This window comes from Achromobacter sp. SIMBA_011 (genome assembly GCF_046535435.1).
Lineage (GTDB): Bacteria > Pseudomonadota > Gammaproteobacteria > Burkholderiales > Burkholderiaceae_B > Achromobacter > Achromobacter dolens.
In genome coordinates this window covers 115,616-137,384 of the sequence record NZ_JAWRWN010000001.1, presented here as the reverse complement: position 1 = coordinate 137,384, position 21,769 = coordinate 115,616, and the positions used below count along the sequence as shown (strand labels likewise).

Genomic DNA, 21,769 nt, shown 5'->3' with positions numbered 1-21,769 from the left:
GCGGCCCGGCGTCGGGACATCAGGCGGGGGTGAGCGCGATGACCGCTTCCACTTCCACCGCCACGCCTTGCGGCAACGAGGCCACGCCGACCGCGCTGCGCGCGTGGCGGCCGGCGTCGCCGAACACTTCGACCATCAGGTCCGAGGCGCCGTTGGCCACCGCGCTCTGGCGGTTGAAGTCCGGCGTGCTGGCGACGAATACGCCCAGGCGCACCACGCGCGCCACGCGATCGAGCCGATCGTCGGTGGCGGCGGCGATCTGCGCCAGGATGCCCAGCGCCGACAGGCGCGCGGCGGCGACCCCGTCGGCTTCGGAAATCTGGTTGCCCAACTGGCCCAGGAACGTCGCCTTGCCAGCGGCGCGCGAGATCTGGCCCGAGATGTACAGCAGGTTGCCCTCTTGCACGAAGGGGACGTAATTGGCGGCGGGCGCGGCCGCGGGGTCCAGCGCAAGGCCGAGTTCGGCCACGCGGCCGGAGATCGTACGGGTCATGGAGTCACCTGTGAAACGGAAAAGAAAGGGTGATCTCCATGCTATCGATGCGCGTCGCGCCTGACCAATCAATTATTGCGAGCGACGTATGAGTAAAAGTAATGCGTCAGCCTTGCGCCGCGGCCCGCATCAGCCACGCCAGGAACGCCTGGGCGGCGGCATCGGTCTTGCCGCGCGGACTCACGAACCACCAGCCGATACGCGGATCTTCCAGGGTGGTGCCCGGCAGGGCCTCGACCAGGGCGCCGCTAGCCAGTTGCGCGGCGATCATGCGGTGGCGGCCCATGGCCAAGCCCTGCCCCGCCAGCGCGGCTTCGACCACGATGTTGTAGTCGTGCAGGTGCACGGTCTGGGCGCGGCCGAGATCCAGGCCATGATGGCGCGACCACGTGTCCCACTCGAAGGGATGCCGGGTATGCGAGACCAGCAGGGAATGGCGCAGCAGGTCCGCCGGCGTGCGCGGACGCCGCCGGCCCGCCAGCAGCGCGGGCGCGCACACCACGGACAGCCGCTCCGCCATGATGTGGCGCGCCCGCACGCCGGGCCACGTGCCGCGGCCGTAGCGAATGGCCACGTCGACCTCGCCGCCCGCCACGTCGGCCAGGCCGATGTCGGGCAGCAGTTGCAGGTCGATGTCCGGATGCGCCGCGGCGAAGTCCGGCAGCCGCGGCGCCAGCCATCGTGTGGCGAACGATGCCAGCAGGCCGACGCGCAGCGTGTGGCGCGCGGGGGCCGGCGCGCGGATGGCGTCGGTGCCCTGGCGCAGCAGCGTGAACGCGGCGTGGACCTGCTCGTAATAAGCCTGCCCGGCCGGGGTCAGCGCCACGGCACGGGTGCGGCGCTCGAACAGCGCCACGCCCAGTTCCGCCTCCAGCCGCTGGATATGGTGGCTGATGGCGCTCTGGGTGACGAACAGCTCTTCGCCCGCCAGGCTGAAGCTCAGGCGCCGGGCGGCGGCCTCGAAGGCGCGCAGCGAGACCAGGGCGGGCAGGGATCGATTGGATCGCATGGGGCGGGCGGTGGCGGAAGGACCGGCTTGGGGGAGTATCCGGCGGGCGCCCCATTCTCGCAAATCAGGAGCGGGCAGGGAATCGGGCCAGGTCGGCCGCGTTGATCGGCTTGCTGCGCTGCACTTCGTGCCGCACGATCCGCAGCGCCTGGCGCTGCGCCTGCTCGTACGCCGGGACGTCCCAGGTGCTTGTCGACAGCGCCGAGGCCGGATCGAGCAGCCGGAAAGTGAGATCCATCAGCAGATACGCGGCCGTGGCCTGGGTGTCCAGCGGCGTCTGCGCGGGCCAGCCCGTCAGGTCGCCGGTTTCACAGATCCACAGGATCACATTGACGGCCTCGGCCTGGTGCCGCTTCATGACCGCGATGTCCGGCAGCGGGGCCGAGGCGTCGGGCACGATCCAGGGATTTTTCTGCAGTAGCCCGAACACGAGTTCAAAGGCGGTCTTTGCATCGACGGACTTCGTTGGGGAAGGCATGGGGAGAGCGGCGGGTACCCGGGTATCACGGTTGACTCGACGCCAATCGTAGAACCATTTCACCTCGCATTCGGGCCCGGACCGCTCGATTGAGGCGGAACACCGTCCGACTTTGGCGGCGTGCCGCGGGCGTTCGCCCATGCAAAAGGCCCGCAACACGTTGCGGGCCCTTCAGTACTGCATTCTTTGGCTCCCCGAGCTGGGCTCGAACCAGCGACCTGCGGATTAACAGTCCGTCGCTCTACCGACTGAGCTATCGGGGAACAGGTAGAGGGGGCGAATTATGCACAAATTTCGCGGGGAATGCAAAACGGCCCGGATGACTGGAGGGGTTATGACGCTTCGGCGCCAGGGCGATCCCTTATCATGGCAACCAGAAGGTTCGCGACCTCTCACGTTTTTTCTGGGTTTCACACATGTCTTCGTTCGACATCCAATTGTTGCTCACCGCCCTGGTGAGCGTCCTGGTGCTGGTCGCACTCATCGTCTCGCGCATCCGCATGCACCCGCTGCTGGCGCTGCTGATCGTGTCCATCGGCGTCGGCTTCGCCACCGGCATGGAGCCGACCGCCATCGTCAAGAACCTGACCGACGGCGCCGGCAAGACCCTGGGCGCGGTGGGCGTGGTGATCGCGCTGGGCGCCATGCTCGGCAAGATCCTGGCGGACTCGGGCACCACCGAGCGCCTGGCCAATGCGATCCTGAACCGCACCTCGCCGCGCATGATTCCGTGGACCATGACGCTGGTGGCATTCATCATCGGCATCCCGATGTTCTTCGAGGTGGGCCTGGTGGTGATGCTGCCGCTGATCTTCAGCGTGGCGCGCAAGCTGGAAGGCCAGGAACGCTTCAAGGGCTCGGCCTATGTGTACGTGGGCGTGCCCGTGATCTCGGCCCTGGCCGCCATGCACGGCATGGTGCCGCCGCATCCCGGCCCGCTGACGGCTATCGCCAGTCTCAAGACCACGGTCGGCCCGACCATGATCTACGGCTTTCTCGCCGCCCTGCCCGCCATGATCCTGGGCGGTCCGCTGTACGGCGCCTTCATCGCGCCGCGCATGACGACCCGCCCGGACGAAGCCCTGCTCGAGCAATTCACCGCCGTCCGCCAGGCCGATGCCGGCCATTCGGTGCCGGGCGTGGGCCTGGGCGTGCTGGCGGCCCTGCTGCCCGCGTTGCTGATGCTGCTGCACGCGGTGGCCGAGATGCTGCTGCCCAAGACCTCGCCCCTGATGCACGTGGCGGCCTTCCTGGGCAATCCGCTGGTCGCCATGTTGCTGGGCGTGCTGTTCGCAGCCGTGGCGCTGGTGCTGGCGCGCGGCGGCGACGCCGAGAAGTTGCGCGACGGGCTCGGCAAGAGCCTCAAGCCGATCGCCGGCATCATGCTGATCATCGCCGGCGGCGGGGCGTTCCAGCAGGTGCTGACCAGCGCCAAGGTCGGCGACGCCATCGTCCACCTGACCCACCAGTTCGCGTTCCCGCCGCTGGTGCTGGGCTGGCTGATCGCCATGCTGCTGTCGGTGTCCACCGGCTCGGCCACCGTCGGCATCGTCGGCGCCGCCGGCCTGCTGGCGCCGCTGGCCGGCGCCGATCCCTCGCTGAACCTGCCGCTGCTGGCGCTGTCGATCGGCTGCGGCTCGCTGTTCTTCAACTATGCCAATCACGCCGGCTTCTGGATGGTGAAGGAATCATTCGGCATGACCATGGGCGAGGCCACCAAGACGATCTCGGTGGTGCAGTCCATCGTGTCGGTGGCCGGCCTGGTGATGGTGCTGCTGTTCAACATGCTGCCGGCGCTGGGGTGAGCCGCGGCGCGGGCGGGCCGGAATGCGGCCGCTGCCTGCGTGCAAGGAAACGAAAAAAACGGCCGAATGGCCGTTTTTTTGTCGGCTGCACGCCGGAACTCAATCAGACAACGCGCAAGCGCGGCTCGCCGTGGCGATCAGACAGGTCGCGTAGACCCGCAGGAGCTGGCGCAGGTGTTCGGATTCCATGGGCATCATGGGTGCACCGTATGGGGAGTTGCCGTCTCGGCGTTCTAGACGATATCGCCCCGGTAGACGAGGTGGATCTTGTTGCCGTCGGGGTCGCGCAGGTAGGCGCCATAGTAGCCGTTGCCATAGTGGGGGCGCGGGCCCGGAGCCCCCTCGTCCACGCCTCCCGCGGCAAGCCCGAGGGCATGCGCGTGCCTCACCGCCTGCTCGTCGGGCGCGAGGAACGCCACCATGCTGCCATTACCCGCGGAGCAGGGCTTTCCATCAAACGGCGCGTAGGCGTAGAACCGAGGCAGCGTGGCGCCGGGAACCACCCAGCAGAGCGCTGCCGGCCCGCCGTCGGGTGTGACCTGCCGTTGGCGCAGGCCAAGCGGTGCGAGGATCGCATCGTAGAAAACCGAGGCGCGGGCCAGATCGCTGACGCCGACCGTGATGTGACTGAACATGGATCCGCATTTCCCAAATCAAGTGCTTCACAAGCAAGCGATCCTCGCTGCCATGGACTGTCGTGTTACCGCGGCGTTCGGGGCCTGTGCGAGGGACCGAGACAAGTATAGCCACGCCAGACTGGCCGGATGGCCGGACTTCATCGAATCGATCATTTACCGGTGGCACGGCGCGCGGCGAAATCGCGTGATTGATTGGCGAACTGGGACGTTCGGCCTGACCTTGTGCGCTGAGGGAGGATCCCGGGGGATGCTGATGGTGCCGGTGAAAGGAATCGAACCCTCGACCTTCTCATTACAAGTGAGCTGCTCTACCAACTGAGCTACACCGGCGTGGCGCGCGCGGGCCGCGCGCAGGGACTGCATTGTAATGAAAAAAGGAGATTCTTTCCGGCGTGCATGCGGGTCATTCCGGGCGCACGCCCGTCGCGCAGCGGCGCCTGGCTTCCCAGCCGCCCAGGCGCTCGGCGCGCAGGGCGCGCCAGAATTCATCCGAGCAGAAGTAGCCGCTGATGCCGCTGTGCGGATATGACGGCCGGACGCCGAATTGCCGCGGCAGGCGCCAGAAGCAGCGGTCCTGGATGGCGCCGCGGTCCAGCACCAGCGGCGTGCCCTTCAGGAACGAGAAGCAGCCGCCGGCTTCGTAGCCCGCCCGGCCCATGCCTTTGGAGAACTCGGTCTTCTCGATGATGACGGCGTCCACGCGCGGCGGGCACAGCAGCAGGTGGTAGGTGCGGAACGGCCGGCTCTTGCGGCCCACGATCATGGTCTCGGCCTCGACCGGCAGGAAGCGGTGCGTGTCGGGTTCGAGCGTTTCCATGAGTTCGCGCACCCGGGCATTGACCAGGAATGGCCCGCCGTCCCATCCGACGATCGCGGGGACGCGGCCGGTGCCGCGCAAGGTCAGTCGGATCTGACGCGGGATGCGGGCGAGATCGTCGTCCGACAGGCTATCGAACAGGCACAGCTTGGCAACCAGTTGGCGGTCTATCTGCGGCATGAACTGGGTCGATACGCCGCCGGCGGGCGTCATTCCGATCAGGTACGGCATGGGCGGTGCATCACTCCTGGAAAGCCGGGGAGCGGCGCGTGCCGCAGCGGACCCGGTTCAAGCGTATGAGACGGGATTTTTCCTGGATATGCAAATGATACGCACTCTTATCCCGTGCTTCAGAAGATCGCCATGCAATCGGGCGTCACATTGGCGGCGGCCAGACGTGACCGCGCCGCCCGGGCCTGGGGCCGGGGCGGCGCGGGGGACCTGCCGGATTACTTGACGATCGTCAGGTGCGGACGCTTGGGCTCGTCGTCGCCGCCGTCATCGCCGGGGGCGGCATCCGCCTCGGCTTCGGACGGGACGGTCTCGGAGGCGTTCTGCGCGCCCGGGGCCGGCGGTTCGTAGGGCTGCACTTCGAAGCCCATGCCGGCGCCGGTTTCGCGCGCATAGATGGCGCTGACGGCGCCCACCGGCACGTAGACGTTTTCGGTCACGCCGCTGAAGCGGGCCTGGAATTCGATGAATTCGTTGCCCAGCACCAGGCGGTTGGTGGCCAGCGTGCCCACGTTCAGGGTGATCTGGCCGTCGCGCACGTGGGCGACGGGCACCATGGTGTGCTCGTCGACCTGCACGGTGATGTACGGCGTGTAGCCGTTATCGGTGCACCATTCGTGCAGCGCGCGGATCAGATACGGTTTGGTCGAAGTTTCACCCATCACGCAACAACCTTAGCGACGCATCACTTTTTCCGAAGGCGTCAGCGCTTCGATGTAGGCCGGGCGCGAGAAGATGCGCTCGGCGTACTTTTGCAGCGGAGCCGCGTTCTTGGGCAGTTCGATGCCGTAGTGGTCCAGGCGCCACAGCAGCGGGGCCACGGCCACGTCGAGCATGGAGAATTCCTCGCCCAGCATGTACTTGTTCTTGAGCAGCATCGGAGCCAGTTGGGCCAGGCGGTCGCGGATGTTCTGGCGGGCGTTGGCCAGCTTCTTCTCGTCGGGCTTGGCGCTGCGGTCTTCCAGCGTCGAGACGTGGACGAACAGCTCTTTCTCGAAGTTGTACAGGAACAGGCGGGTGCGCGCGCGCATTACCGGATCGGCCGGCATGAGCTGCGGGTGCGGGAAGCGCTCGTCGATGTACTCGTTGATGATGTTCGACTCGTACAGGACCAGGTCGCGCTCGACCAGAATGGGCACTTGACCGTACGGATTCATCACCGAGATGTCTTCGGGCTTGTTGTACAGGTCGATGTCGCGGATCTCGAAATCCATGCCCTTTTCGAACAACACGAAGCGGCAGCGTTGCGAAAACGGACACGTGGTTCCGGAATAGAGCACCATCATGGCGAAAAATCCTTTATGAAAAACGAAAGGCCAGCGCCCTAATCTAGCAGGCGCTGGCCCCGATTGCCAGGCGGGGGGTAGGCATACAGCCCTAACCCGCCATTATCCACCCTGGCGAAAATGGGGGCGGATAAGCCTGGCGGGGCGTTGCGGTTAGCGCACGTGTTTCCAGTAAGAGGCGTTCAGGCGCCACATCACCAGGAAGAACAAGAGCAGGAACAACATGACACCGACGCCCAGTTGGACGCGGAAAGTCTGGACGGGCTCGGCCATCCAGGACATGAACGCGGTCAGGTCGGCGACGTCGTTGTCGTATGTTGCGGTTTGGGCCGGGTTGGCGGCCTTGAATTTGGCCTCGAAGGTGGCATGGCCGTGGTAGCTGGCTACCGGCTCGGCCTTGACCGTGGCAAAACCTTGCGCATCGTACACCGTCGTGACCCGTTCCCACGACTTCGGCGCGCCGTCCTTGCCTTCGACCTCGTGCATCGCCACCGTGGTCAGCTCGCGCGGACCCTGCCGTTCCCACAGCGCGTGCGGCATGCCGACGGCCGGGAACACCAGGTTGTTCCAGCCCGTGGCACGCGAGGTGTCGCGGTAGAACGTGCGCAGGTAGGTGTAGATGTAGTCGGAACCCGAGGGGCCGGCGTTGACGGATTTGGCGCGCGCGATCACGGACAGGTCCGGGGGCGTGGTGCCAAACCACTTCTTGGCGTCCTTGGGCGTCATGGCGACATTCATCATGTCGCCGACCTTCTCGCCGGTGAACAGCAGGCTTTCCTTGATTTGCTGGTCGGTCAGGCCAATGTCCTTGAGCTTGTTGTAGCGCATCGACGATGCGCTGTGACAGTTCAGGCAGTAGTTGACGAACAGCTTGGCGCCGTTTTGCAGCGACGCCATGTCGTTGACGCGGTAAGGCGCCTTGTCCAGCGGATAGCCGCCCTCGGCGGCGAACGTGGCGGTACACGTGAGCAGCATCAACGCCACGGCACCAATCAGCTTCTTGATCATGGTCAGTCCGTTATTTTCGTGGGGCTCAGTGGGCGTGGAACGTCACGCGGTCAGGCACTTTCTTGAAAGTGCCCAGGCGGCTCCAGACCGGCATCAGGAAGAAGAATGCCAGGTACAGCAGCGTGCCGATCTGCGACGTGATGTTCAACGGCGGACTGGGCGGCTGCGTACCGATGTAGCCGAGCACCAGGAAGTTGACCATGAAGATGCCGTAGATCCATTTGTGCCAGGTGGGGCGGTAGCGGATCGACTTGACCGGGGAATGGTCCAGCCACGGCAGGAAGAACAGGATGACCACGGTGCCGCCCATGGCGACCACGCCCCAGAACTTGGCGTCGATCACGCGCAGCAGCACGGCCACGACGATCAGGATGCCGGGCACCGCGATGCGCATGAAGCCCTTCAGGTTGCTCTTGACGAGCAGCGCGATGGCGCCCAGCACCGAAGCGCCGGCCAGCACCCACGTGAACTCGTCGGTGGTGGCGCGCAGCATCGAGTAGAACGGCGTGAAGTACCAGACCGGGGCGATGTGCGGCGGCGTCTTGAGCGAGTCGGCCGGGATGAAGTTGTTGAACTCCAGGAAGTACCCGCCCATTTCCGGCGCGAAGAACACGATGAAGGCGAACACCAGCAGGAAGCCCGCGACGCCGACCAGGTCGTGCACCGTGTAGAACGGATGGAACGGAATGCCGTCCTTCGGGCGACCGTACTTGTCCTTCGGGCCTTCCTTGATCTCGATGCCGTCCGGGTTGTTCGAGCCGACTTCGTGCAGCGCCACCAGGTGGGCCGCCACCAGCCCCACCAGCACCAGCGGAATGGCGATGACGTGGAAGGCGAAGAAGCGGTTCAGCGTGGCGTCGGAGACGACGTAGTCGCCGCGGATCCAGATCGACAGCTCGGGGCCGATGAACGGGATGGCCGCGAACAGGTTCACGATCACCTGTGCGCCCCAGTAGGACATCTGGCCCCACGGCAGGAGGTAGCCGAAGAATGCTTCGGCCATCAGACAGAGGAAGATCGCGACGCCGAAGATCCAGACCAGTTCACGCGGCTTGCGGTACGAGCCGTAGAGCAGACCGCGCAGCATGTGCAGGTAGACGACGACGAAGAACATCGAGGCGCCGGTCGAGTGCATGTAGCGCACCAGCCAGCCCCACGGGACTTCGCGCATGATGTATTCGACGGATTGGAACGCGCGTTCGGCGTCCGGCTTGTAATGCATGACCAGGAAGATGCCGGTCACGATCTGCAGCACCAGCACCAACAGCGCCAGTGAGCCGAAGAAATACCAGAAGTTGAAGTTTTTCGGTGCGTAGTATTCGGACAGATGCGCTTTCCAGGTGGAGGTCACCGGGAAGCGCCGATCCAGCCAGCCCAACAGGCCTGTCGTCTCGACGGTTTTCTCGCCAGCCATGTAACGGCTCCTTCTCTAATACGTGGCGTATTTGTTTTACTTACGTAATTCGGGAAAAAAGCGCGACGCGAGCGTCAGGCCTTGTTGTCTTCATCGACGCCCACGATGATGCGGGAGTCGGTGAGATACTGGTACGGCGGGACTTCGAGATTATCGGGAGCGGGCTTGTTCTTGTAGACCCGGCCTGCCAGGTCGAACGTGGAGCCGTGGCACGGACAGAGAAATCCGCCTTGCCAGGAGGCGCCCATGCCGCCACCGCCGCCCGTTTCGAAGTGCGAGGTGGGCGAGCAGCCCAGATGAGTACAGATGCCAACACAGACGAAGATCTCGGGCTTGCGCGAGCGACCTTCGTTTTCTGCGTATTTGGGAGTGAAGCCGGGGCGTTTGGATTGAGGGTCCGCCAGGAGCGCGTCCTGGGTCTTGAGGCCGGCGATCTGTTCAGGAGACCGGTGGATGATCCAGACCGGCTTGCCACGCCATTCCACGGTTTTCATGGTGCCGACCGGGATATCGCCGATGTCGACTTCGACGGGGGCGCCGGCCGCGCGGGCTTTTTCAGAAGGGGAAAACGTGCTCACAAGCGGTATTGCCGTTGCGACACCTGCTACGCCACCCACAGCACAGGCGGTGGTTACCCAGAAACGTCGCGAAGGATCGGGCGGCAGATTTGGATCAACCGCACCGTCATCATCATGCACCAGCGTATCCTGACTCATCTTCCTATCCTTGTTGATGCGCCCGCTCTACGAGTAGCATCACTTCTGCGGCATCGGCTTCGCGGGAATATGTAACAACATAGCAACCGCGTATTATAGCGCCAGCCTACTGGTGGGCGTATCACGAAGGGAGTGCTTTTATGAGCAAAGCGACTGGTTTCGTCAAAGAATTCCGAGATTTCGCTGTCAAAGGCAATGCGGTTGATTTGGCGGTTGGTGTGATCATTGGGGCGGCTTTCGGCAGAATCGTCGACTCACTGGTCAAGGATATCGTCATGCCGCTGGTGAACTTCGTGCTTGGCGGATCCGTCGATTTTTCGAACAAGTTCCTGGTGCTGTCGATGCCGGCCGGTTACAACGGGCCGATGACGTATGCCGATCTGACCAAGGCGGGAGCCAACGTTTTCGCCTGGGGGAACTTCATCACGATCATCATCAATTTCGTGTTGCTGGCGTTTGTGATCTTCTGGATGGTGAAGGCGATCTACAAGGCGCGGACCAAGGCCGAGGAAGCGCCGGCGGCGCCTGCTGCGACGCCCGAGGATGTGGCGTTGTTGCGCGAGATTCGGGATTTGTTGAAGAAGCAGCCTTGAGCTGAAATGGAAGAGCGCCCTGCGGGGCGCTTTTTTATTGGTTCAGTGGTTGGTTGCTTGCGGGGGGGGGCTTCGTAGGCCGCCCGGCGCGGGTGGTCGCGGGCGGGGCGCGCCTGCGATTGCGGTCCGGAGCGTTCGCTCCGGACTGCCCCGAGCTCAACCTCGTTGCCGCCTGCCGGCGGCTGCCTTCGGTTTCCGCCGGGCGCATCTGACGGCGCGCCCCGCCCGCGACCACCCGCGCCGGGCTACCGGTTTCGAGGTTTCATGCGCTGCTGGACCGAGGGGGCGTGGGAGAGGCTTGGGTTGCCCGCCACAACCGGCTGCGCGGGCAGCCGGTTGTGGCATACGTGCTTCTGGGGAGTGGGAGGGTGTGCGCTGCGCGCTGGCGGTGAGTGTTGTGGGTGGCCCGGCGGCGTTCAGACGCTGCGTGGCTGCGTGGCTGCGGGTGGGCGGGTACGCGCACGGATCAGCGTTGCGGCCATGCCCTTTCGTTGCCGTCACACCGGGTTGTCCAGGTCCACGAATTCCACCTTGATGCCGAAGCGTTCGGCCACGGCCTGGCCGAGGGCCTGGACGCCGTAGCGTTCGGTGGCGTGGTGGCCGGCGCCGAGGAAGGCGACGCCGGTTTCCTGGGCGAGGTGGAAGGTGGATTCGGAGGCTTCGCCGGTGATGTAGGCGGTGGCGCCGGCGTCGATGGCGTCGGCGAGCATGCCCTGGGCGCCGCCGGTGCACCAGGCGATGCGGGCGACGGATTGGTCGGGGTTGCCGACGACCAGGGGTTGGCGGCCCAGGCGTTGCTGGATGCGGGCGGCGAGTTGGCCGACGGTGGCCACGTCGGGGGCGGCGCCGAGCCAGACCAGGTTGTCGGGGCCACAGGTGCGGGGGGCGCCGTCGTCGCGGCGTTCGGGTTCGAGGCCGAGGACGCGGGCCAACTGGGCGTTGTTGCCCAGGGTGGGATGGGCGTCCAGGGGCAGGTGGTAGGCGTAGAGGTTGAGGTCGTTCTTCAGCGCCAGCGCCATGCGGGTGCGGCGCGTGCCGATGACGCGGCGGTCCTCGTTGCGCCACATCCAGCCGTGGTGGACCAGCACCGCGTCGGCGCCGCGTTCCACGGCGATGCGCAACAGGGCTTCGCTGGCGGTGACACCGGTGATAATGTGTCCGACTTCGGATCGGCCTTCCACCTGCAGCCCGTTGGGGCAGTAGTCCTTGAAACGGGCGGCTTGCAGGGTGTCGTCCAGCCAGGCGGCCAGGACGTGGGAGTCCACTTTACTCATTGCTAGTCCTATCAGAAACATGCGCCGATATTGGCTGATCTTCGCTCAGGCCGTCACGGTCTGCCTGGGTATTCTATTCGTCGTCACCACCTTGCGGCCGGATCTGCTGCGGCTGGTCGGGCCGGACGCTGCGCCCGCGGCGACGCCGCAGCCGGTTGCCGCGACCGTGCGGCCGTTGGCGGGGGCGGTTTCCTACGCCGATGGCGTGGCGCGCGCTGCGCCCTCGGTGGTCAATGTCTACACCACCAAGCACGTCGATGTGCCGCTGGTGCCGCTGCCGGACGATCCGATCCTGCGCCAGTTGTTCGGCCAGGTGCCTGGCGTCAGCCGGCGCCAGGCCAGCACCAGCCTGGGCTCGGGCGTGGTGGTGAATCATGACGGGTACGTGCTGACCAATTATCACGTGGTGCAGGCGGCCGACGCCATCGAGGTGGCGCTGGCGGACGGGCGCAAGGATACGGCCAAGGTCGTGGGCGCCGATCCGGACACCGACCTGGCGGTGCTGAAGCTGGCCAGCCTGCGCAACCTGCCCGCGGCCACGCTGGCGCCGGACCGCGGCCTGCGGGTCGGCGACGTGGTGCTGGCCATCGGCAATCCGTTCGGCGTGGGGCAGACCACCACGCAGGGGATCGTGTCGGCGCTGGGCCGCAACGGACTGGGCCTGAATACCTACGAGAATTTCATCCAGACCGATGCCGCCATCAATCCGGGCAATTCGGGCGGCGCGCTGGTGGATGCGCAGGGCAACCTGGTGGGCATCAACACCGCGATCTATTCCGAGTCGGGCGGCTCGATGGGCATCGGCTTCGCCACGCCCATCGACATCGCCCGCAAAGTGATGGACGAGATCGTCAAGACCGGCGGCGTCAAGCGCGGCTGGCTGGGCGTGGAGCCGCAGGACCTGACGCCCGAGCTGGCGCGCGCGTTCCAGTTGGACCGCGATGCGCGCGGCGTGATCATCGCCGGCGTGCTGCGCGACGGCCCGGCCGCCAAGGGCGGCCTGCGGGTTGGCGACATCGTGCGGACGGTGAACGGCAAGCCGATGATGGATACGTCGGCGCTGCTGGCCGAGATCGCGCAACTGACGCCGGGACAGCGCGCGACGCTGGGCGTGTTGCGCGGCGGCAAGGTGGCCGAGCTGACGGTGATGGTGGGCACGCGGCCGGGGCTGCCGCGATAACGTGGCGGTCACCTGGCACGCCAGCCCGGCGATGGCCGTGGATGGGCGGCGCAGGTGGCACGCTGGCCGCCGATGCCGCTACGGTCGGGCCTGAGGCTGTCGCGACGCGGCGGCGCGTCGCGGACGGCACGGGGCGTCGAGCACCAGGCGCACGACCTGCAGCACGCGCTTGCGCACGGCTTCGGGTTGATGCCGCAGCAGCGCGCAGATTTCGGCGCTGTAGGCGTCGGAGTGCGCGTCTTCCTGGGCCAGGGGCGCCGCGCCGGCCTGCGCCACCATGCCGTCGGCCAGCCAGGGGACCTGCGTGTCCAGCGCCCGCGCCAGCCGTTGCAGCGTGGCGCGGGTGGGCGCGTAGTGTTCATCGCGGGTGAGGATACGGTGGATGCAGGACTGCGGCACGCCGGAGATGCGGGCAAGCTGGTTCTGGCTTTTGATGCCGCGCCACCGCATCAGGGTGCGCAGGCGTAGGGCGAGCGACATGGCTGCAATGTAAGTTTGCAGTCGCCGCCGGACAAGCGGAAACAGTCCGTTTATGCAATGACAACGGGGCCCGCAAGGGGCCCCGTCAGGGTCGGCAGCGAGGGTTCAGTGGCGCTCGGTCAGCGAGCCGTCGTTCACGGCGTCGTCGGCGCCGGGCTTGGGCGTGACCATGCGCGCGCAGATCAGTCCCAACTCGTACAGCAGGCACAGCGGCACCGCCAGCATGAACTGGCTGACCACGTCGGGCGGCGTCACCACCGCGGCGATGATGAAAGCGCCGACCACCACGTAGCCGCGCGCGCTCTTGAGCTTGGACAGTTCCACCACGCCCATGCGCACCAGCAGCACCACCGCCACCGGCACCTCGAAGGTGATGCCGAACGCCATGAACATGGTCATGACGAAGCTCAGGTAGGCCTCGATGTCCGGCGCCGGCGTGATCGATTGCGGCGCGAAGGTGGCGATGAAGTGGAAGACCGTGCGGAACACCACGAAATAGCAGAACGCCATGCCCGCGATGAACAGCAGCGTGCTGGAGATGATGAGCGGCAGCGCCAGGCGCTTCTCGTGCTTGTACAGGCCGGGCGCGACGAAGGCCCAGGCCTGGTACAGCACCACCGGCAAAGCGACGATGAAGGCGGCCATCATGGTGACCTTGACCGGCACCATGAAGGGCGTGATGACGCCGGTGGCGATCATGCGCGTGCCCTGCGGCAGCGAGGCCAGCATGGGCTGGGCCAGCACGTCGTAGATGGCGGACGCGCCGGGGTAGATGAACAGGATGATGAACACCGCCACCACCGCGCCGACGGCGCGCAGCAGGCGGGTGCGCAGTTCGACCAGGTGGGAGATGAAGCTTTCCTGCTGGCCGTCTTCTTGGGAGGCGTCCTGGGTCACGTTGTCGTTCCGGAGGGCGTGGCGGGCTTGTTGGCCGGCGGGGTCTCGCTGGCGGCCGGGGCGCCGGGCGCCGGCGCCGGTTGCGGGGCGGGCGCGGGCTGGGCGGCCGGCGCGGCGGCGGGCGGATCCAGGTCCAGGCTCAGGTTCGGGCTGGGCGGCGCGATGGTGCGCGGCGGCTCGGCCGGCTGGGCCGCGTGCGGCGTCATCAGCGGGTCGGCCGACGCGGCAGGCGCGGCGCCGGCGCCAGCCGTATTGGCGGGCGCGGCGTGCGGGTCGGCGGGGGCGGTGGTTTCGGCGCCGGCCGTCAGCGCGGGCTTGCCGCTGGCTTCCCGGGCGACTTCGTCGAGTTCGGCGCGGAATTGCTGCACCGGCTCCTGCAAGGCGTTGTGGGTATCGTTCAGCGACTGGTGCACATCCTGTGCCGCGGTCTCCATTTCGCTCTTGAATTTGCGCAGCTCGTCCAGCTCGATCTCGCGCTGGATATCGGATTTCACGTCATTGACGTAACGCTGCGCGCGGCCCAGCAGGTGGCCGACCGTGCGGGCGACCTTGGGCAGGCGTTCGGGGCCGATGACGATCAGCGCGACGACGCCGATCACCATCAGTTCAGTGAGGCTGACATCAAACATTCGACGGCCGCTCGGGAATTGAGGCTATGAGGGCCGGCCGGTGCAGGCCGGGCCCGGGGACGCGCAGGCGCTCAGGAGTTGGACTTTTCCTTGGCCTGCACGTCGATGGTGTCGCCGGCCACGCGCTGCTGGGCGATGGGTTCGGCCGGCTTGTCGCTGTTGGCGTCCTTCATGCCTTCCTTGAAGCCTTTGACGGCGCCGCCCAGGTCAGAGCCGATGTTGCGCAGTTTCTTGGTGCCGAAGATCAGCGCCACAATGACCAGAACGACCAGCCAATGCCAAATGCTAAAGCTACCCATGATGGTTCTCCGTATTACGCAGTGGGGGCCATGCGCCCTTTCCAGGGTCGCTGACCGCCGATGATGTGGAAATGCAGATGCGGGACTTCCTGGCCGCCTTCGACGCCAGAATTGATCATGATGCGAAACCCGCCATCAGGGCCCGGGGTGCAACCGTTTTCAGCGGCAAGCCGCGGCGCCAATGCCATCATTCTACCCAACCAACCTGCGTCCTCGGCCGTAATATCCTGCATGGATGTGACATGACGTCGAGGGATCAGCAATAAATGCACCGGCGCGGCCGGGTTGATATCGTGGAATGCAACAAAGTCCTCGTCCTCGTAGACCTTCTTGGACGGGATCTCGCCGGCGGCGATCTTGCAGAAAATACAGTTGGCGCTCATTTTTCCGGTTCCGTGTCAGTCCTGGGGACGGCTGGCCTTTTCGGCCAGGCCCGACAGCCCTTCGCGGCGGGCCAGTTCGGCCAGCACGTCGTCGGGGCGCAGGTTGAAGTGCGTCAGCGCCACCAGGCAATGAAACCACAGGTCGGCGGTTTCGCTGACGATGCGTTCGGGCACGCCGTCCTTGGCGGCCATGACCAGCTCGGTGGCTTCCTCGCCGATCTTCTTGAGGAAGGCGTCGGGGCCCTTGGACAGCAGCTTGGCCGCGTACGAGGCCTTGGGGTCGCCGCCATTCTCGGGGCGGCGGGTCTCCAGCGTGTCGGCGATGCGGGCCAGGACGTCGTGGGCGGTCAGGGGCGAGTCGGTCATTTGTAGATCAGTTCGGGGTCTTTCAGCACCGGGTCCACGGTAACCCAGGCGGCCTGGTCGGTCTGCCCTTCCAGGCGGCGGTAGAAGCAACTGGCTCGGCCCGTGTGGCAGGCGATGCCGCCTTCCTGGTGCACCTTGAGCAGCACCACGTCGCCATCGCAGTCCAGGCGCAGCTCGTGCACCTGCTGCACGTGGCCGGATTCCTCGCCCTTGCGCCACAGGCGCTGGCGCGAGCGCGACCAGTACACCGCGCGGCCGGTGGCGGCGGTCTCGGCCAGCGATTCGCGGTTCATCCAGGCCACCATCATGATCTGGCCGTTGTCGGCGTCCTGGGCGATGGCGGGGATCAGGCCGTTCTCGTCGAAGACGACGTCGGCCATCCAACTGGGTTCGTTGCTCATCGTCATATCCTTACTTCGATGCCCTGCTCGGCCATGAAGCGCTTGCATTCCCCGACCGTGTGCTGGCCGAAGTGGAAGATGCTGGCGGCCAGCACGGCGCTGGCGCGGCCGGTGGTGACGCCGTCGGCCAGGTGTTGCAGGGTGCCGACGCCGCCCGAGGCGATGACCGGCACCGGCACGGCATCCGACACGGTGCGGGTCAGTTCCAGGTCGAAGCCGGATTTGGTGCCGTCTCGGTCCATGCTGGTCAGCAGGATCTCGCCGGCGCCGTAGGCGGCCATGCGGCGGGCCCAGGCCACGGCGTCCAGTCCGGTGGCCTTGCGGCCACCGTGGGTGAAGACTTCCCAGCGCGGCGCTTCGCCCGCGGCCGAGACCCGGCGCGCGTCGATCGCCACCACCACGCATTGCGAGCCGTGGTAGTCGGAGGCCGCGCGCACCAGTTCCGGATTGGCCACGGCGGCGCTGTTGATGCTGATCTTGTCGGCGCCGGCGTTCAGCAGGCGCTGGATGTCGGACACCTGGCGCACGCCGCCGCCCACCGTCAGGGGGATGAAGACCTGCGAGGCGACCTGCTCGATGATGGGCAGGATCAGGTCGCGGCCATCGCTGGTGGCGGTGATGTCCAGGAAGGTGAGCTCGTCGGCGCCCTGCTCGTTGTAGCGGCGGGCGATCTCGACGGGGTCGCCGGCGTCGGCCAGGTTGACGAAGTTCACGCCCTTGACGACCCGGCCGGCGGTGACGTCAAGGCAGGGAATGATGCGGCGGGTCAGCGCGCTCTGGGCGGGCGCGCCCGCCCCGGAGGTACTGCTGGAGGTGGTCATTTGGCCAATTCGTCGGCGCGGGCCTGCGCCGCCTGGAAGTTGAGCGTGCCTTCGTAGATGCTGCGGCCCAGGATGGCGCCTTCGACGCCCTCTTCCTCGACGGCGCACAGCGCCTCGATGTCCTGGATGCCGGCGATGCCGCCCGAGGCGAACACGGGAATGCGCACGTGCTGCGCCAGGCGCACGGTGGCCTCGACGTTCACGCCCGACAGCATGCCGTCGCGGCCGATGTCGGTATAGATGATGGCTTCGCAGCCGTAGTCCTCGAACTTCTTGGCCAGGTCGAGCACGTCGTGGCGGGTCAGCTTGCTCCAGCCGTCGGTGGCGATCTTGCCGTCGCGGGCGTCCAGGCCAACAATGATCTGGCCGGGGAAGGCGCCGCAGGCATCCTGCAGGAAGCCCGGGTTCTTGACCGCGGCGGTGCCGATGATCACGTAGGAGATGCCGGCGTCGAGGTAGCGTTCGATAGTGTCGAGATCGCGGATGCCGCCGCCGATCTGGACGGGGATGTCGTCGCCGACGGCGTCCAGGATGGCCTTGATGGGCGCTTCGTTCTTCGGTTTGCCGGCGACGGCGCCGTTCAGGTCGACCAGATGCAGGCGGCGGGCGCCCTGGTCGAGCCATTGCGAGGCCATGGAGGCGGGGTCTTCGGAGAACACCGTTGCATCGTCCAGGTCGCCCTGGCGCAGACGCACGCAGCGTCCGTCTTTGAGATCGATGGCGGGGATCAGCAGCATGGTGGGCAGCGGGAAAATATGGGGTTGAACGGGCTGGCGCGCGTCGGCCGGGTGGGCTTACGGCTGCCAGTCTACAAAATTGCGATACAGGCGCAAACCGTGCTCGGCGCTCTTCTCGGGGTGGAACTGCACCGCGAAAATGTTAGCTGCCGCCACCGCGCAGGTAAAGGCGACGCCGTAATCGGTTTCACCAACGGTCAGGCTCGTATCGGCCGGGTCGGCGTAATAACTATGGACGAAATAGAAATGCGTGTCGTCCGGAATGCCGTCCCAGATAGGGTGAGAGCGCGTCTGGCGCACTTTGTTCCATCCCATGTGCGGGACTTTCAGGCGCTCGGGGCGGACATCGACCGGGCCGGCCGTGCCGGTGTCGGCCTCGCAGGCCGCGTCGTCGGCCGCGACCGGGTCGGCGAAGCGCGGACCGGCAAAGCGGCGCACCACGCCGGGGAACAGGCCCAGGCACGGGGTGGCGCCCTCTTCGCTGGAATCGAACAGCATCTGTTCGCCCACGCAGACGCCCAGCAGCGGCTTGCTGCGGGCGGCCTTGACGACCGCTTCGCGCAGGCCGGATTCGTTCAGGGTGCGCATGCAGTCGGCCATGGCGCCCTGGCCCGGGAACACCACGCGGTCGGCCGCGTCGATTTCATGGGGCTGGTTGCAGATGCGGATGTCCGCGTCCGGGGCGGCGTACTTGAGCGCGCGCGCGACGGAGTGGAAGTTTCCCATTCCGTAGTCGACGATGGCGATAGTGGTCACTTCGGTTTACCTGATGCGTGGCGGGAGGTCGCGCAGCTTACAGCACGCCCTTGGTCGAGGGGACGACGTCGCCCATGCGCGGGTCGACTTCGATGGCCATGCGCAGCGCGCGGCCACAGGCCTTGAAGACCGTTTCGCATTGGTGGTGGGCGTTGGTGCCGCGCAGGTTGTCGATGTGCAGCGTGATCAGCGCGTGGTTGACCAGCCCCTGGAAGAATTCGCGCGTCAGGTCGACGTCGAAGGCGCCGATGTGCGAACGGGTGAACGGGATGTGGTATTCCAGGCCGGGACGGCCCGAGAAATCGACCACCACGCGCGACAGCGCCTCGTCCAGCGGCACGTAGGCGTGGCCGTAGCGGCGCAGGCCGGCCTTGGTGCCGACCGCCTTGGCGATGGCCATGCCCAGCGTGATGCCCACGTCTTCCACCGTGTGATGCGCATCGATGTGCAGGTCGCCCTCGGCCTTGATGTCGAGGTCGATCAGGCCGTGGCGCGCGATCTGGTCCAGCATGTGGTCCAGGAAGGGCACGCCCGTGTCGATCGTCTGCTTGCCGGTGCCATCCAGGTTGATGGCCACGCGGATGCGGGTTTCGTTGGTGTTGCGGGTGATCTCTGCGGTACGCATGTCAGGACTCGATTAGGCACTCAGGATGTCTTGCAGTGCCGATAGCAAAGCGGCGTTCTCGTCCGGGGAACCTACCGAGATGCGGAGGCAGCCGGCCAGGAGCGGATGGGCGTTGGAGAAGTTTCGAACCAATATTTTGCGCTGTTTCAGGGCAAGATGCACGGCGTTGCCGTCCAGCTTGCCGGAAAAGCGCGCGAGTATGAAGTTGGCCGCGGAAGGGAATACCCTGACGCCGGGCAGCGCCGCCAGCGCCGTCGCCAGTGGTTCACGGTCGGCGCGCAGGCGGGCCGCCTGCTCGTCCAGCACCGCTTTGTGGCGCAGCACCGTCAGCAGCGCGGCCTGGGTCAGCACGTCCAGGTTGTAGGGCGGGCGCACTTTGTCCAGTTCGGCGACCCAGTCCGGGTGGCCGGCCAGGTAGCCGAAACGCAGGCCCGCCAGGCCGATCTTGGACACCGTGCGCATCACCACCACGTTGGGCGCGTCCAGCAGGCGCGGCATCCAGCTGCGGTCGGTGAACGGCTGGTAGGCCTCGTCCACCACCACCAGGCCGGGGGCGGCGGCGATGATGGCGGCCATGTCGGCGTCCGACCAGGCGCCGCCGGTGGGATTGTTGGGCACGGCCAGGAACACCACCTTGGGCTGGTGTTCGCGGATCGCGGCCAGCATGGCGGGAAGATCCAGGGACAGATCTTCGGCGAGCGGCACGCCGACGAAGCGGGCGTGGTCGAAGCGCGCCGCCATGTCGAAATAGACGAACGACGGCCACGGCGCCAGCACCACCTCGCCCGGGTTGCAGCAGGCCTGCACCACGATGTGGATCAGCTCGTCCGAACCATTGCCGAACAGCACGCCCGCGCCGGCGGGCACGCCGAAGGCCGTCTTCACGGCCTGGCGCAGTTCGGACAGGTCGGCGGCCGGGTAGCGGTTCAGCGGCGTATCGCGCAGCACCCGGGCGAGGTCGTCGCGCACCGCCTCGGGCAGTTCGTAGGGCGATTCCATCGCGTCCAGCTTGATGCAGCCTTCGGCGTGCGCCACCGGATACGCGGTCAGTTTGCGGATATCGGGCCGGATGGTGCCGGCGATGCGGCCGGCGACCTCGCTCATGGCTGGTCGATCCGGTACTGGGCGCTGGCGGCGTGGGCCTGCAGGCCTTCGCCCAGCGCCAGTTCGGCGGCGATACGGCCGAGCGTCTGGGCGCCCTGGTGCGAGACCTGGATCAGGCTGGAGCGCTTCTGGAAGTCATAGACGCCCAGGGGCGACGAGAAACGCGCCGTGCGCGAGGTCGGCAGCACGTGGTTGGGGCCGGCGCAGTAGTCGCCCAGGGCTTCCGAGCTGAAGCGGCCCATGAAGATGGCGCCGGCGTGGCGGATCCTGGCGGTCCAGATTTCCGGTTGCTCGGTGGAGATCTCCAGGTGTTCCGGGGCGATGTCGTTGGCGATGCGGCAGGCTTCGTCCAGGTCGCGCACCTGGATCAGCGCGCCGCGGTTGGCCAGGCTGGTGCGCAGGATGTCGGCGCGCGGCATGGTCGGCAGCAGGCGCGCGATGGCGGCCTCGACCTCGGCGATGAAGGCGGCGTCCGGGCACAGCAGGATGGATTGGGCCAGTTCGTCGTGTTCGGCCTGCGAGAACAGGTCCATGGCGATCCAGTCGGCCGGCGTCTTGCCGTCGCAGATCACCAGGATTTCGCTGGGGCCGGCGATCATGTCGATGCCGACCACGCCGAACACGCGGCGCTTGGCGGCGGCCACGTAGGCGTTGCCCGGGCCGACGATCTTGTCCACGGCCGGCACGGTGGCGGTGCCGTAGGCCAGCGCGCCCACGGCCTGCGCGCCGCCGATGGCGAACACGCGGTCGACGCCGCTGATGGCGGCTGCGGCCAGCACGATGGGGTTGCGCGCGCCGTCCGGCGTGGGCGTGACCATGACCAGTTCCTGCACGCCGGCGACCTTGGCCGGGATGGCGTTCATCAGCACGGACGACGGATACGCGGCCTTGCCGCCCGGCACGTACAGGCCGACGCGGTCCAGCGGCGTGACCTGCTGGCCCAGCACCGTGCCGTCGGCTTCGGTGTAGGTCCAGGTCTCGGCGCGCTGGCGTTCGTGGTAGCGGCGCACGCGCTCGGCGGCGGCCTGCAGCGCGTCGCGCTGGGCGGCCGGCAGCGCGGCCAGGGCGGCGTGCCAGTCGGCCTTGGGGACTTCGAGCGTGTCCGCGGACGCGTGCGGCATGCGGTCGAAGCGCTGGGTGTATTCCACCAGCGCGGCGTCGCCGCGGGCGCGCACGTCGGCCAGGATGCCGGCGGCGGCGCGGTCGATGGACTCGTCCTCGGTGGCCTCGAAGGCCAGCAGTTTGGACAGGGCGGATGCGAATCCGGGATCGCGGGAGTCGAGACGATTGATCAGGGCCATGGCGTTCAGGCGGGTGGCGGCCGCCGCG

General features: G+C 66.8%; 27 protein-coding genes and 2 tRNA genes. 3 read left to right on the top strand and 26 right to left on the bottom strand.

From position 1 onward, the window contains the following. Positions 1-19: 19 nt before the first annotated feature. From SB816_RS00695 to SB816_RS00680, 4 genes are all read right to left on the bottom strand, one after another. Positions 20-493, bottom strand: coding sequence for a RidA family protein (locus SB816_RS00695; RefSeq protein WP_054503752.1), 474 nt, complete (start codon positions 491-493; stop codon positions 20-22). 106 nt (positions 494-599) lie between these two features. Beyond that, the gene (gcvA, locus tag SB816_RS00690) at positions 600-1,502 is read right to left on the bottom strand and encodes a transcriptional regulator GcvA (RefSeq protein WP_410546399.1); all 903 of its coding nucleotides are present in this window, start codon (positions 1,500-1,502) and stop codon (positions 600-602) included. 64 nt (positions 1,503-1,566) lie between these two features. Then, positions 1,567-1,980 carry a hypothetical protein gene (locus SB816_RS00685; RefSeq protein ID WP_410546398.1) on the bottom strand — a complete coding sequence of 138 codons (414 nt, stop codon included), beginning with the start codon at positions 1,978-1,980 and terminating at the stop codon, positions 1,567-1,569. A 187-nt stretch (positions 1,981-2,167) separates the two neighbouring features. Beyond that, positions 2,168-2,243, bottom strand: a tRNA-Asn gene (locus SB816_RS00680). Positions 2,244-2,396: 153 nt separating this feature from the next. Between SB816_RS00680 and SB816_RS00675 the strand changes: the two genes are divergently transcribed. Beyond that, entirely contained in the window at positions 2,397-3,785 is a 1,389-nt protein-coding gene (locus SB816_RS00675) for a GntP family permease (protein WP_054503749.1), read from the top strand. Positions 3,786-4,018: 233 nt separating this feature from the next. Here SB816_RS00675 and SB816_RS00670 read toward each other — a convergent pair whose 3' ends face one another. The 8 genes from SB816_RS00670 to petA all read right to left on the bottom strand — a co-directional run bounded on the left by SB816_RS00670 (position 4,019) and on the right by petA (position 9,895). Beyond that, positions 4,019-4,420 carry a VOC family protein gene (locus SB816_RS00670; protein WP_054503748.1) on the bottom strand — a complete coding sequence of 134 codons (402 nt, stop codon included), beginning with the start codon at positions 4,418-4,420 and terminating at the stop codon, positions 4,019-4,021. A 257-nt stretch (positions 4,421-4,677) separates the two neighbouring features. Continuing rightward, positions 4,678-4,753: transfer RNA gene (locus SB816_RS00665), tRNA-Thr, on the bottom strand. A gap of 73 nt (positions 4,754-4,826) precedes the next feature. Next, on the bottom strand, positions 4,827-5,471 hold the full coding sequence (locus SB816_RS00660) for an imm11 family protein (RefSeq protein WP_054503747.1): 645 nt from the start codon (positions 5,469-5,471) through the stop codon (positions 4,827-4,829). Positions 5,472-5,689: 218 nt separating this feature from the next. Beyond that, on the bottom strand, positions 5,690-6,133 hold the full coding sequence (locus tag SB816_RS00655; protein ID WP_054503746.1) for a ClpXP protease specificity-enhancing factor: 444 nt from the start codon (positions 6,131-6,133) through the stop codon (positions 5,690-5,692). A gap of 12 nt (positions 6,134-6,145) precedes the next feature. Beyond that, positions 6,146-6,757, bottom strand: a complete 612-nt coding sequence (locus SB816_RS00650) for a glutathione S-transferase N-terminal domain-containing protein (protein WP_006388039.1) — start codon at positions 6,755-6,757, stop codon at positions 6,146-6,148. Positions 6,758-6,910: 153 nt separating this feature from the next. Then, positions 6,911-7,765, bottom strand: coding sequence for a cytochrome c1 (locus tag SB816_RS00645; RefSeq protein WP_049070548.1), 855 nt, complete (start codon positions 7,763-7,765; stop codon positions 6,911-6,913). A 25-nt stretch (positions 7,766-7,790) separates the two neighbouring features. Next, complete coding sequence (locus SB816_RS00640) at positions 7,791-9,179, bottom strand: cytochrome b (RefSeq protein ID WP_049070550.1); 1,389 nt, start codon at positions 9,177-9,179, stop codon at positions 7,791-7,793. Positions 9,180-9,253: 74 nt separating this feature from the next. Further along, entirely contained in the window at positions 9,254-9,895 is a 642-nt protein-coding gene (petA, locus tag SB816_RS00635) for a ubiquinol-cytochrome c reductase iron-sulfur subunit (protein WP_006388042.1), read from the bottom strand. A 140-nt stretch (positions 9,896-10,035) separates the two neighbouring features. On the opposite strand from petA, the gene mscL reads away from it, so the two are divergent. After that, positions 10,036-10,488, top strand: coding sequence for a large conductance mechanosensitive channel protein MscL (gene mscL / locus SB816_RS00630; protein ID WP_006388043.1), 453 nt, complete (start codon positions 10,036-10,038; stop codon positions 10,486-10,488). A 497-nt stretch (positions 10,489-10,985) separates the two neighbouring features. Here the strand turns inward: mscL and SB816_RS00625 are convergent, their stop codons facing one another. Continuing rightward, positions 10,986-11,762, bottom strand: a complete 777-nt coding sequence (locus tag SB816_RS00625) for a Nif3-like dinuclear metal center hexameric protein (protein ID WP_410546397.1) — start codon at positions 11,760-11,762, stop codon at positions 10,986-10,988. Positions 11,763-11,781: 19 nt separating this feature from the next. On the opposite strand from SB816_RS00625, the gene SB816_RS00620 reads away from it, so the two are divergent. Continuing rightward, positions 11,782-12,942 (top strand): trypsin-like peptidase domain-containing protein, encoded by a 1,161-nt coding sequence (locus SB816_RS00620; protein ID WP_410546396.1) that lies wholly within the window; start codon positions 11,782-11,784, stop codon positions 12,940-12,942. Between the two features lie 78 nt (positions 12,943-13,020). On the opposite strand, the gene SB816_RS00615 is transcribed toward SB816_RS00620, so the two are convergent. From SB816_RS00615 to hisD, 13 genes are all read right to left on the bottom strand, one after another. Continuing rightward, complete coding sequence (locus SB816_RS00615) at positions 13,021-13,422, bottom strand: helix-turn-helix domain-containing protein (protein ID WP_054503742.1); 402 nt, start codon at positions 13,420-13,422, stop codon at positions 13,021-13,023. A 105-nt stretch (positions 13,423-13,527) separates the two neighbouring features. Beyond that, entirely contained in the window at positions 13,528-14,319 is a 792-nt protein-coding gene (gene tatC / locus SB816_RS00610; protein ID WP_054503741.1) for a twin-arginine translocase subunit TatC, read from the bottom strand. Then, positions 14,316-14,948 (bottom strand): Sec-independent protein translocase protein TatB, encoded by a 633-nt coding sequence (gene tatB, locus SB816_RS00605; RefSeq protein ID WP_054503740.1) that lies wholly within the window; start codon positions 14,946-14,948, stop codon positions 14,316-14,318. Before tatB ends, tatC begins: the two co-directional genes overlap by 4 nt. A 71-nt stretch (positions 14,949-15,019) precedes the next feature. Next, positions 15,020-15,247, bottom strand: coding sequence for a Sec-independent protein translocase subunit TatA (tatA, locus tag SB816_RS00600; RefSeq protein WP_049070561.1), 228 nt, complete (start codon positions 15,245-15,247; stop codon positions 15,020-15,022). Positions 15,248-15,261: 14 nt separating this feature from the next. Next, on the bottom strand, positions 15,262-15,630 hold the full coding sequence (locus SB816_RS00595; protein ID WP_049070563.1) for a histidine triad nucleotide-binding protein: 369 nt from the start codon (positions 15,628-15,630) through the stop codon (positions 15,262-15,264). A gap of 15 nt (positions 15,631-15,645) precedes the next feature. Then, a complete protein-coding gene (locus SB816_RS00590; RefSeq protein ID WP_006392326.1) occupies positions 15,646-15,996 on the bottom strand; it encodes a phosphoribosyl-ATP diphosphatase in 351 nt (116 codons plus the stop codon). After that, positions 15,993-16,397 (bottom strand): phosphoribosyl-AMP cyclohydrolase, encoded by a 405-nt coding sequence (gene hisI, locus SB816_RS00585; RefSeq protein WP_025139940.1) that lies wholly within the window; start codon positions 16,395-16,397, stop codon positions 15,993-15,995. The genes SB816_RS00590 and hisI overlap by 4 nt, the downstream gene beginning before the upstream one ends. A gap of 2 nt (positions 16,398-16,399) precedes the next feature. Then, a complete protein-coding gene (hisF, locus tag SB816_RS00580; RefSeq protein WP_006388053.1) occupies positions 16,400-17,218 on the bottom strand; it encodes an imidazole glycerol phosphate synthase subunit HisF in 819 nt (272 codons plus the stop codon). After that, positions 17,215-17,955: a 1-(5-phosphoribosyl)-5-[(5-phosphoribosylamino)methylideneamino]imidazole-4-carboxamide isomerase gene (gene hisA, locus SB816_RS00575; RefSeq protein ID WP_006388054.1), complete on the bottom strand. Its 741-nt coding sequence runs from the start codon at positions 17,953-17,955 to the stop codon at positions 17,215-17,217. Before hisA ends, hisF begins: the two co-directional genes overlap by 4 nt. 57 nt (positions 17,956-18,012) lie before the next feature. Further along, positions 18,013-18,711 carry an imidazole glycerol phosphate synthase subunit HisH gene (gene hisH / locus SB816_RS00570; protein WP_054503736.1) on the bottom strand — a complete coding sequence of 233 codons (699 nt, stop codon included), beginning with the start codon at positions 18,709-18,711 and terminating at the stop codon, positions 18,013-18,015. Between the two features lie 37 nt (positions 18,712-18,748). Beyond that, the gene (hisB, locus tag SB816_RS00565; protein ID WP_006388056.1) at positions 18,749-19,336 is read right to left on the bottom strand and encodes an imidazoleglycerol-phosphate dehydratase HisB; all 588 of its coding nucleotides are present in this window, start codon (positions 19,334-19,336) and stop codon (positions 18,749-18,751) included. Positions 19,337-19,348: 12 nt separating this feature from the next. After that, on the bottom strand, positions 19,349-20,440 hold the full coding sequence (gene hisC / locus SB816_RS00560; RefSeq protein ID WP_410546395.1) for a histidinol-phosphate transaminase: 1,092 nt from the start codon (positions 20,438-20,440) through the stop codon (positions 19,349-19,351). After that, the gene (hisD, locus tag SB816_RS00555; protein ID WP_410546394.1) at positions 20,437-21,741 is read right to left on the bottom strand and encodes a histidinol dehydrogenase; all 1,305 of its coding nucleotides are present in this window, start codon (positions 21,739-21,741) and stop codon (positions 20,437-20,439) included. The genes hisC and hisD overlap by 4 nt, the downstream gene beginning before the upstream one ends. Between the last annotated feature and the right edge of the window lie 28 nt (positions 21,742-21,769).

What these genes read in the sequence shown, in the direction of transcription:
- SB816_RS00590 (WP_006392326.1), bottom strand. Translation starts at nt 15,996, where the DNA reads ATGACCGACTCGCCCCTGACCGCCCACGACGTCCTGGCCCGCATCGCC.
- SB816_RS00620 (WP_410546396.1), top strand. Translation starts at nt 11,782, where the DNA reads ATGCGCCGATATTGGCTGATCTTCGCTCAGGCCGTCACGGTCTGCCTG.
- SB816_RS00660 (WP_054503747.1), bottom strand. Translation starts at nt 5,471, where the DNA reads ATGCCGTACCTGATCGGAATGACGCCCGCCGGCGGCGTATCGACCCAG.
- tatA (WP_049070561.1), bottom strand. Translation starts at nt 15,247, where the DNA reads ATGGGTAGCTTTAGCATTTGGCATTGGCTGGTCGTTCTGGTCATTGTG.
- SB816_RS00625 (WP_410546397.1), bottom strand. Translation starts at nt 11,762, where the DNA reads ATGAGTAAAGTGGACTCCCACGTCCTGGCCGCCTGGCTGGACGACACC.
- hisD (WP_410546394.1), bottom strand. Translation starts at nt 21,741, where the DNA reads ATGGCCCTGATCAATCGTCTCGACTCCCGCGATCCCGGATTCGCATCC.
- hisB (WP_006388056.1), bottom strand. Translation starts at nt 19,336, where the DNA reads ATGCGTACCGCAGAGATCACCCGCAACACCAACGAAACCCGCATCCGC.
- SB816_RS00615 (WP_054503742.1), bottom strand. Translation starts at nt 13,422, where the DNA reads ATGTCGCTCGCCCTACGCCTGCGCACCCTGATGCGGTGGCGCGGCATC.
- gcvA (WP_410546399.1), bottom strand. Translation starts at nt 1,502, where the DNA reads ATGCGATCCAATCGATCCCTGCCCGCCCTGGTCTCGCTGCGCGCCTTC.
- tatB (WP_054503740.1), bottom strand. Translation starts at nt 14,948, where the DNA reads ATGTTTGATGTCAGCCTCACTGAACTGATGGTGATCGGCGTCGTCGCG.
- SB816_RS00685 (WP_410546398.1), bottom strand. Translation starts at nt 1,980, where the DNA reads ATGCCTTCCCCAACGAAGTCCGTCGATGCAAAGACCGCCTTTGAACTC.
- hisF (WP_006388053.1), bottom strand. Translation starts at nt 17,218, where the DNA reads ATGACCACCTCCAGCAGTACCTCCGGGGCGGGCGCGCCCGCCCAGAGC.
- hisI (WP_025139940.1), bottom strand. Translation starts at nt 16,397, where the DNA reads ATGAGCAACGAACCCAGTTGGATGGCCGACGTCGTCTTCGACGAGAAC.
- SB816_RS00675 (WP_054503749.1), top strand. Translation starts at nt 2,397, where the DNA reads ATGTCTTCGTTCGACATCCAATTGTTGCTCACCGCCCTGGTGAGCGTC.
- SB816_RS00655 (WP_054503746.1), bottom strand. Translation starts at nt 6,133, where the DNA reads ATGGGTGAAACTTCGACCAAACCGTATCTGATCCGCGCGCTGCACGAA.
- petA (WP_006388042.1), bottom strand. Translation starts at nt 9,895, where the DNA reads ATGAGTCAGGATACGCTGGTGCATGATGATGACGGTGCGGTTGATCCA.
- SB816_RS00670 (WP_054503748.1), bottom strand. Translation starts at nt 4,420, where the DNA reads ATGTTCAGTCACATCACGGTCGGCGTCAGCGATCTGGCCCGCGCCTCG.
- SB816_RS00650 (WP_006388039.1), bottom strand. Translation starts at nt 6,757, where the DNA reads ATGATGGTGCTCTATTCCGGAACCACGTGTCCGTTTTCGCAACGCTGC.
- hisA (WP_006388054.1), bottom strand. Translation starts at nt 17,955, where the DNA reads ATGCTGCTGATCCCCGCCATCGATCTCAAAGACGGACGCTGCGTGCGT.
- SB816_RS00645 (WP_049070548.1), bottom strand. Translation starts at nt 7,765, where the DNA reads ATGATCAAGAAGCTGATTGGTGCCGTGGCGTTGATGCTGCTCACGTGT.
- hisC (WP_410546395.1), bottom strand. Translation starts at nt 20,440, where the DNA reads ATGAGCGAGGTCGCCGGCCGCATCGCCGGCACCATCCGGCCCGATATC.
- mscL (WP_006388043.1), top strand. Translation starts at nt 10,036, where the DNA reads ATGAGCAAAGCGACTGGTTTCGTCAAAGAATTCCGAGATTTCGCTGTC.
- SB816_RS00595 (WP_049070563.1), bottom strand. Translation starts at nt 15,630, where the DNA reads ATGAGCGCCAACTGTATTTTCTGCAAGATCGCCGCCGGCGAGATCCCG.
- SB816_RS00640 (WP_049070550.1), bottom strand. Translation starts at nt 9,179, where the DNA reads ATGGCTGGCGAGAAAACCGTCGAGACGACAGGCCTGTTGGGCTGGCTG.
- SB816_RS00695 (WP_054503752.1), bottom strand. Translation starts at nt 493, where the DNA reads ATGACCCGTACGATCTCCGGCCGCGTGGCCGAACTCGGCCTTGCGCTG.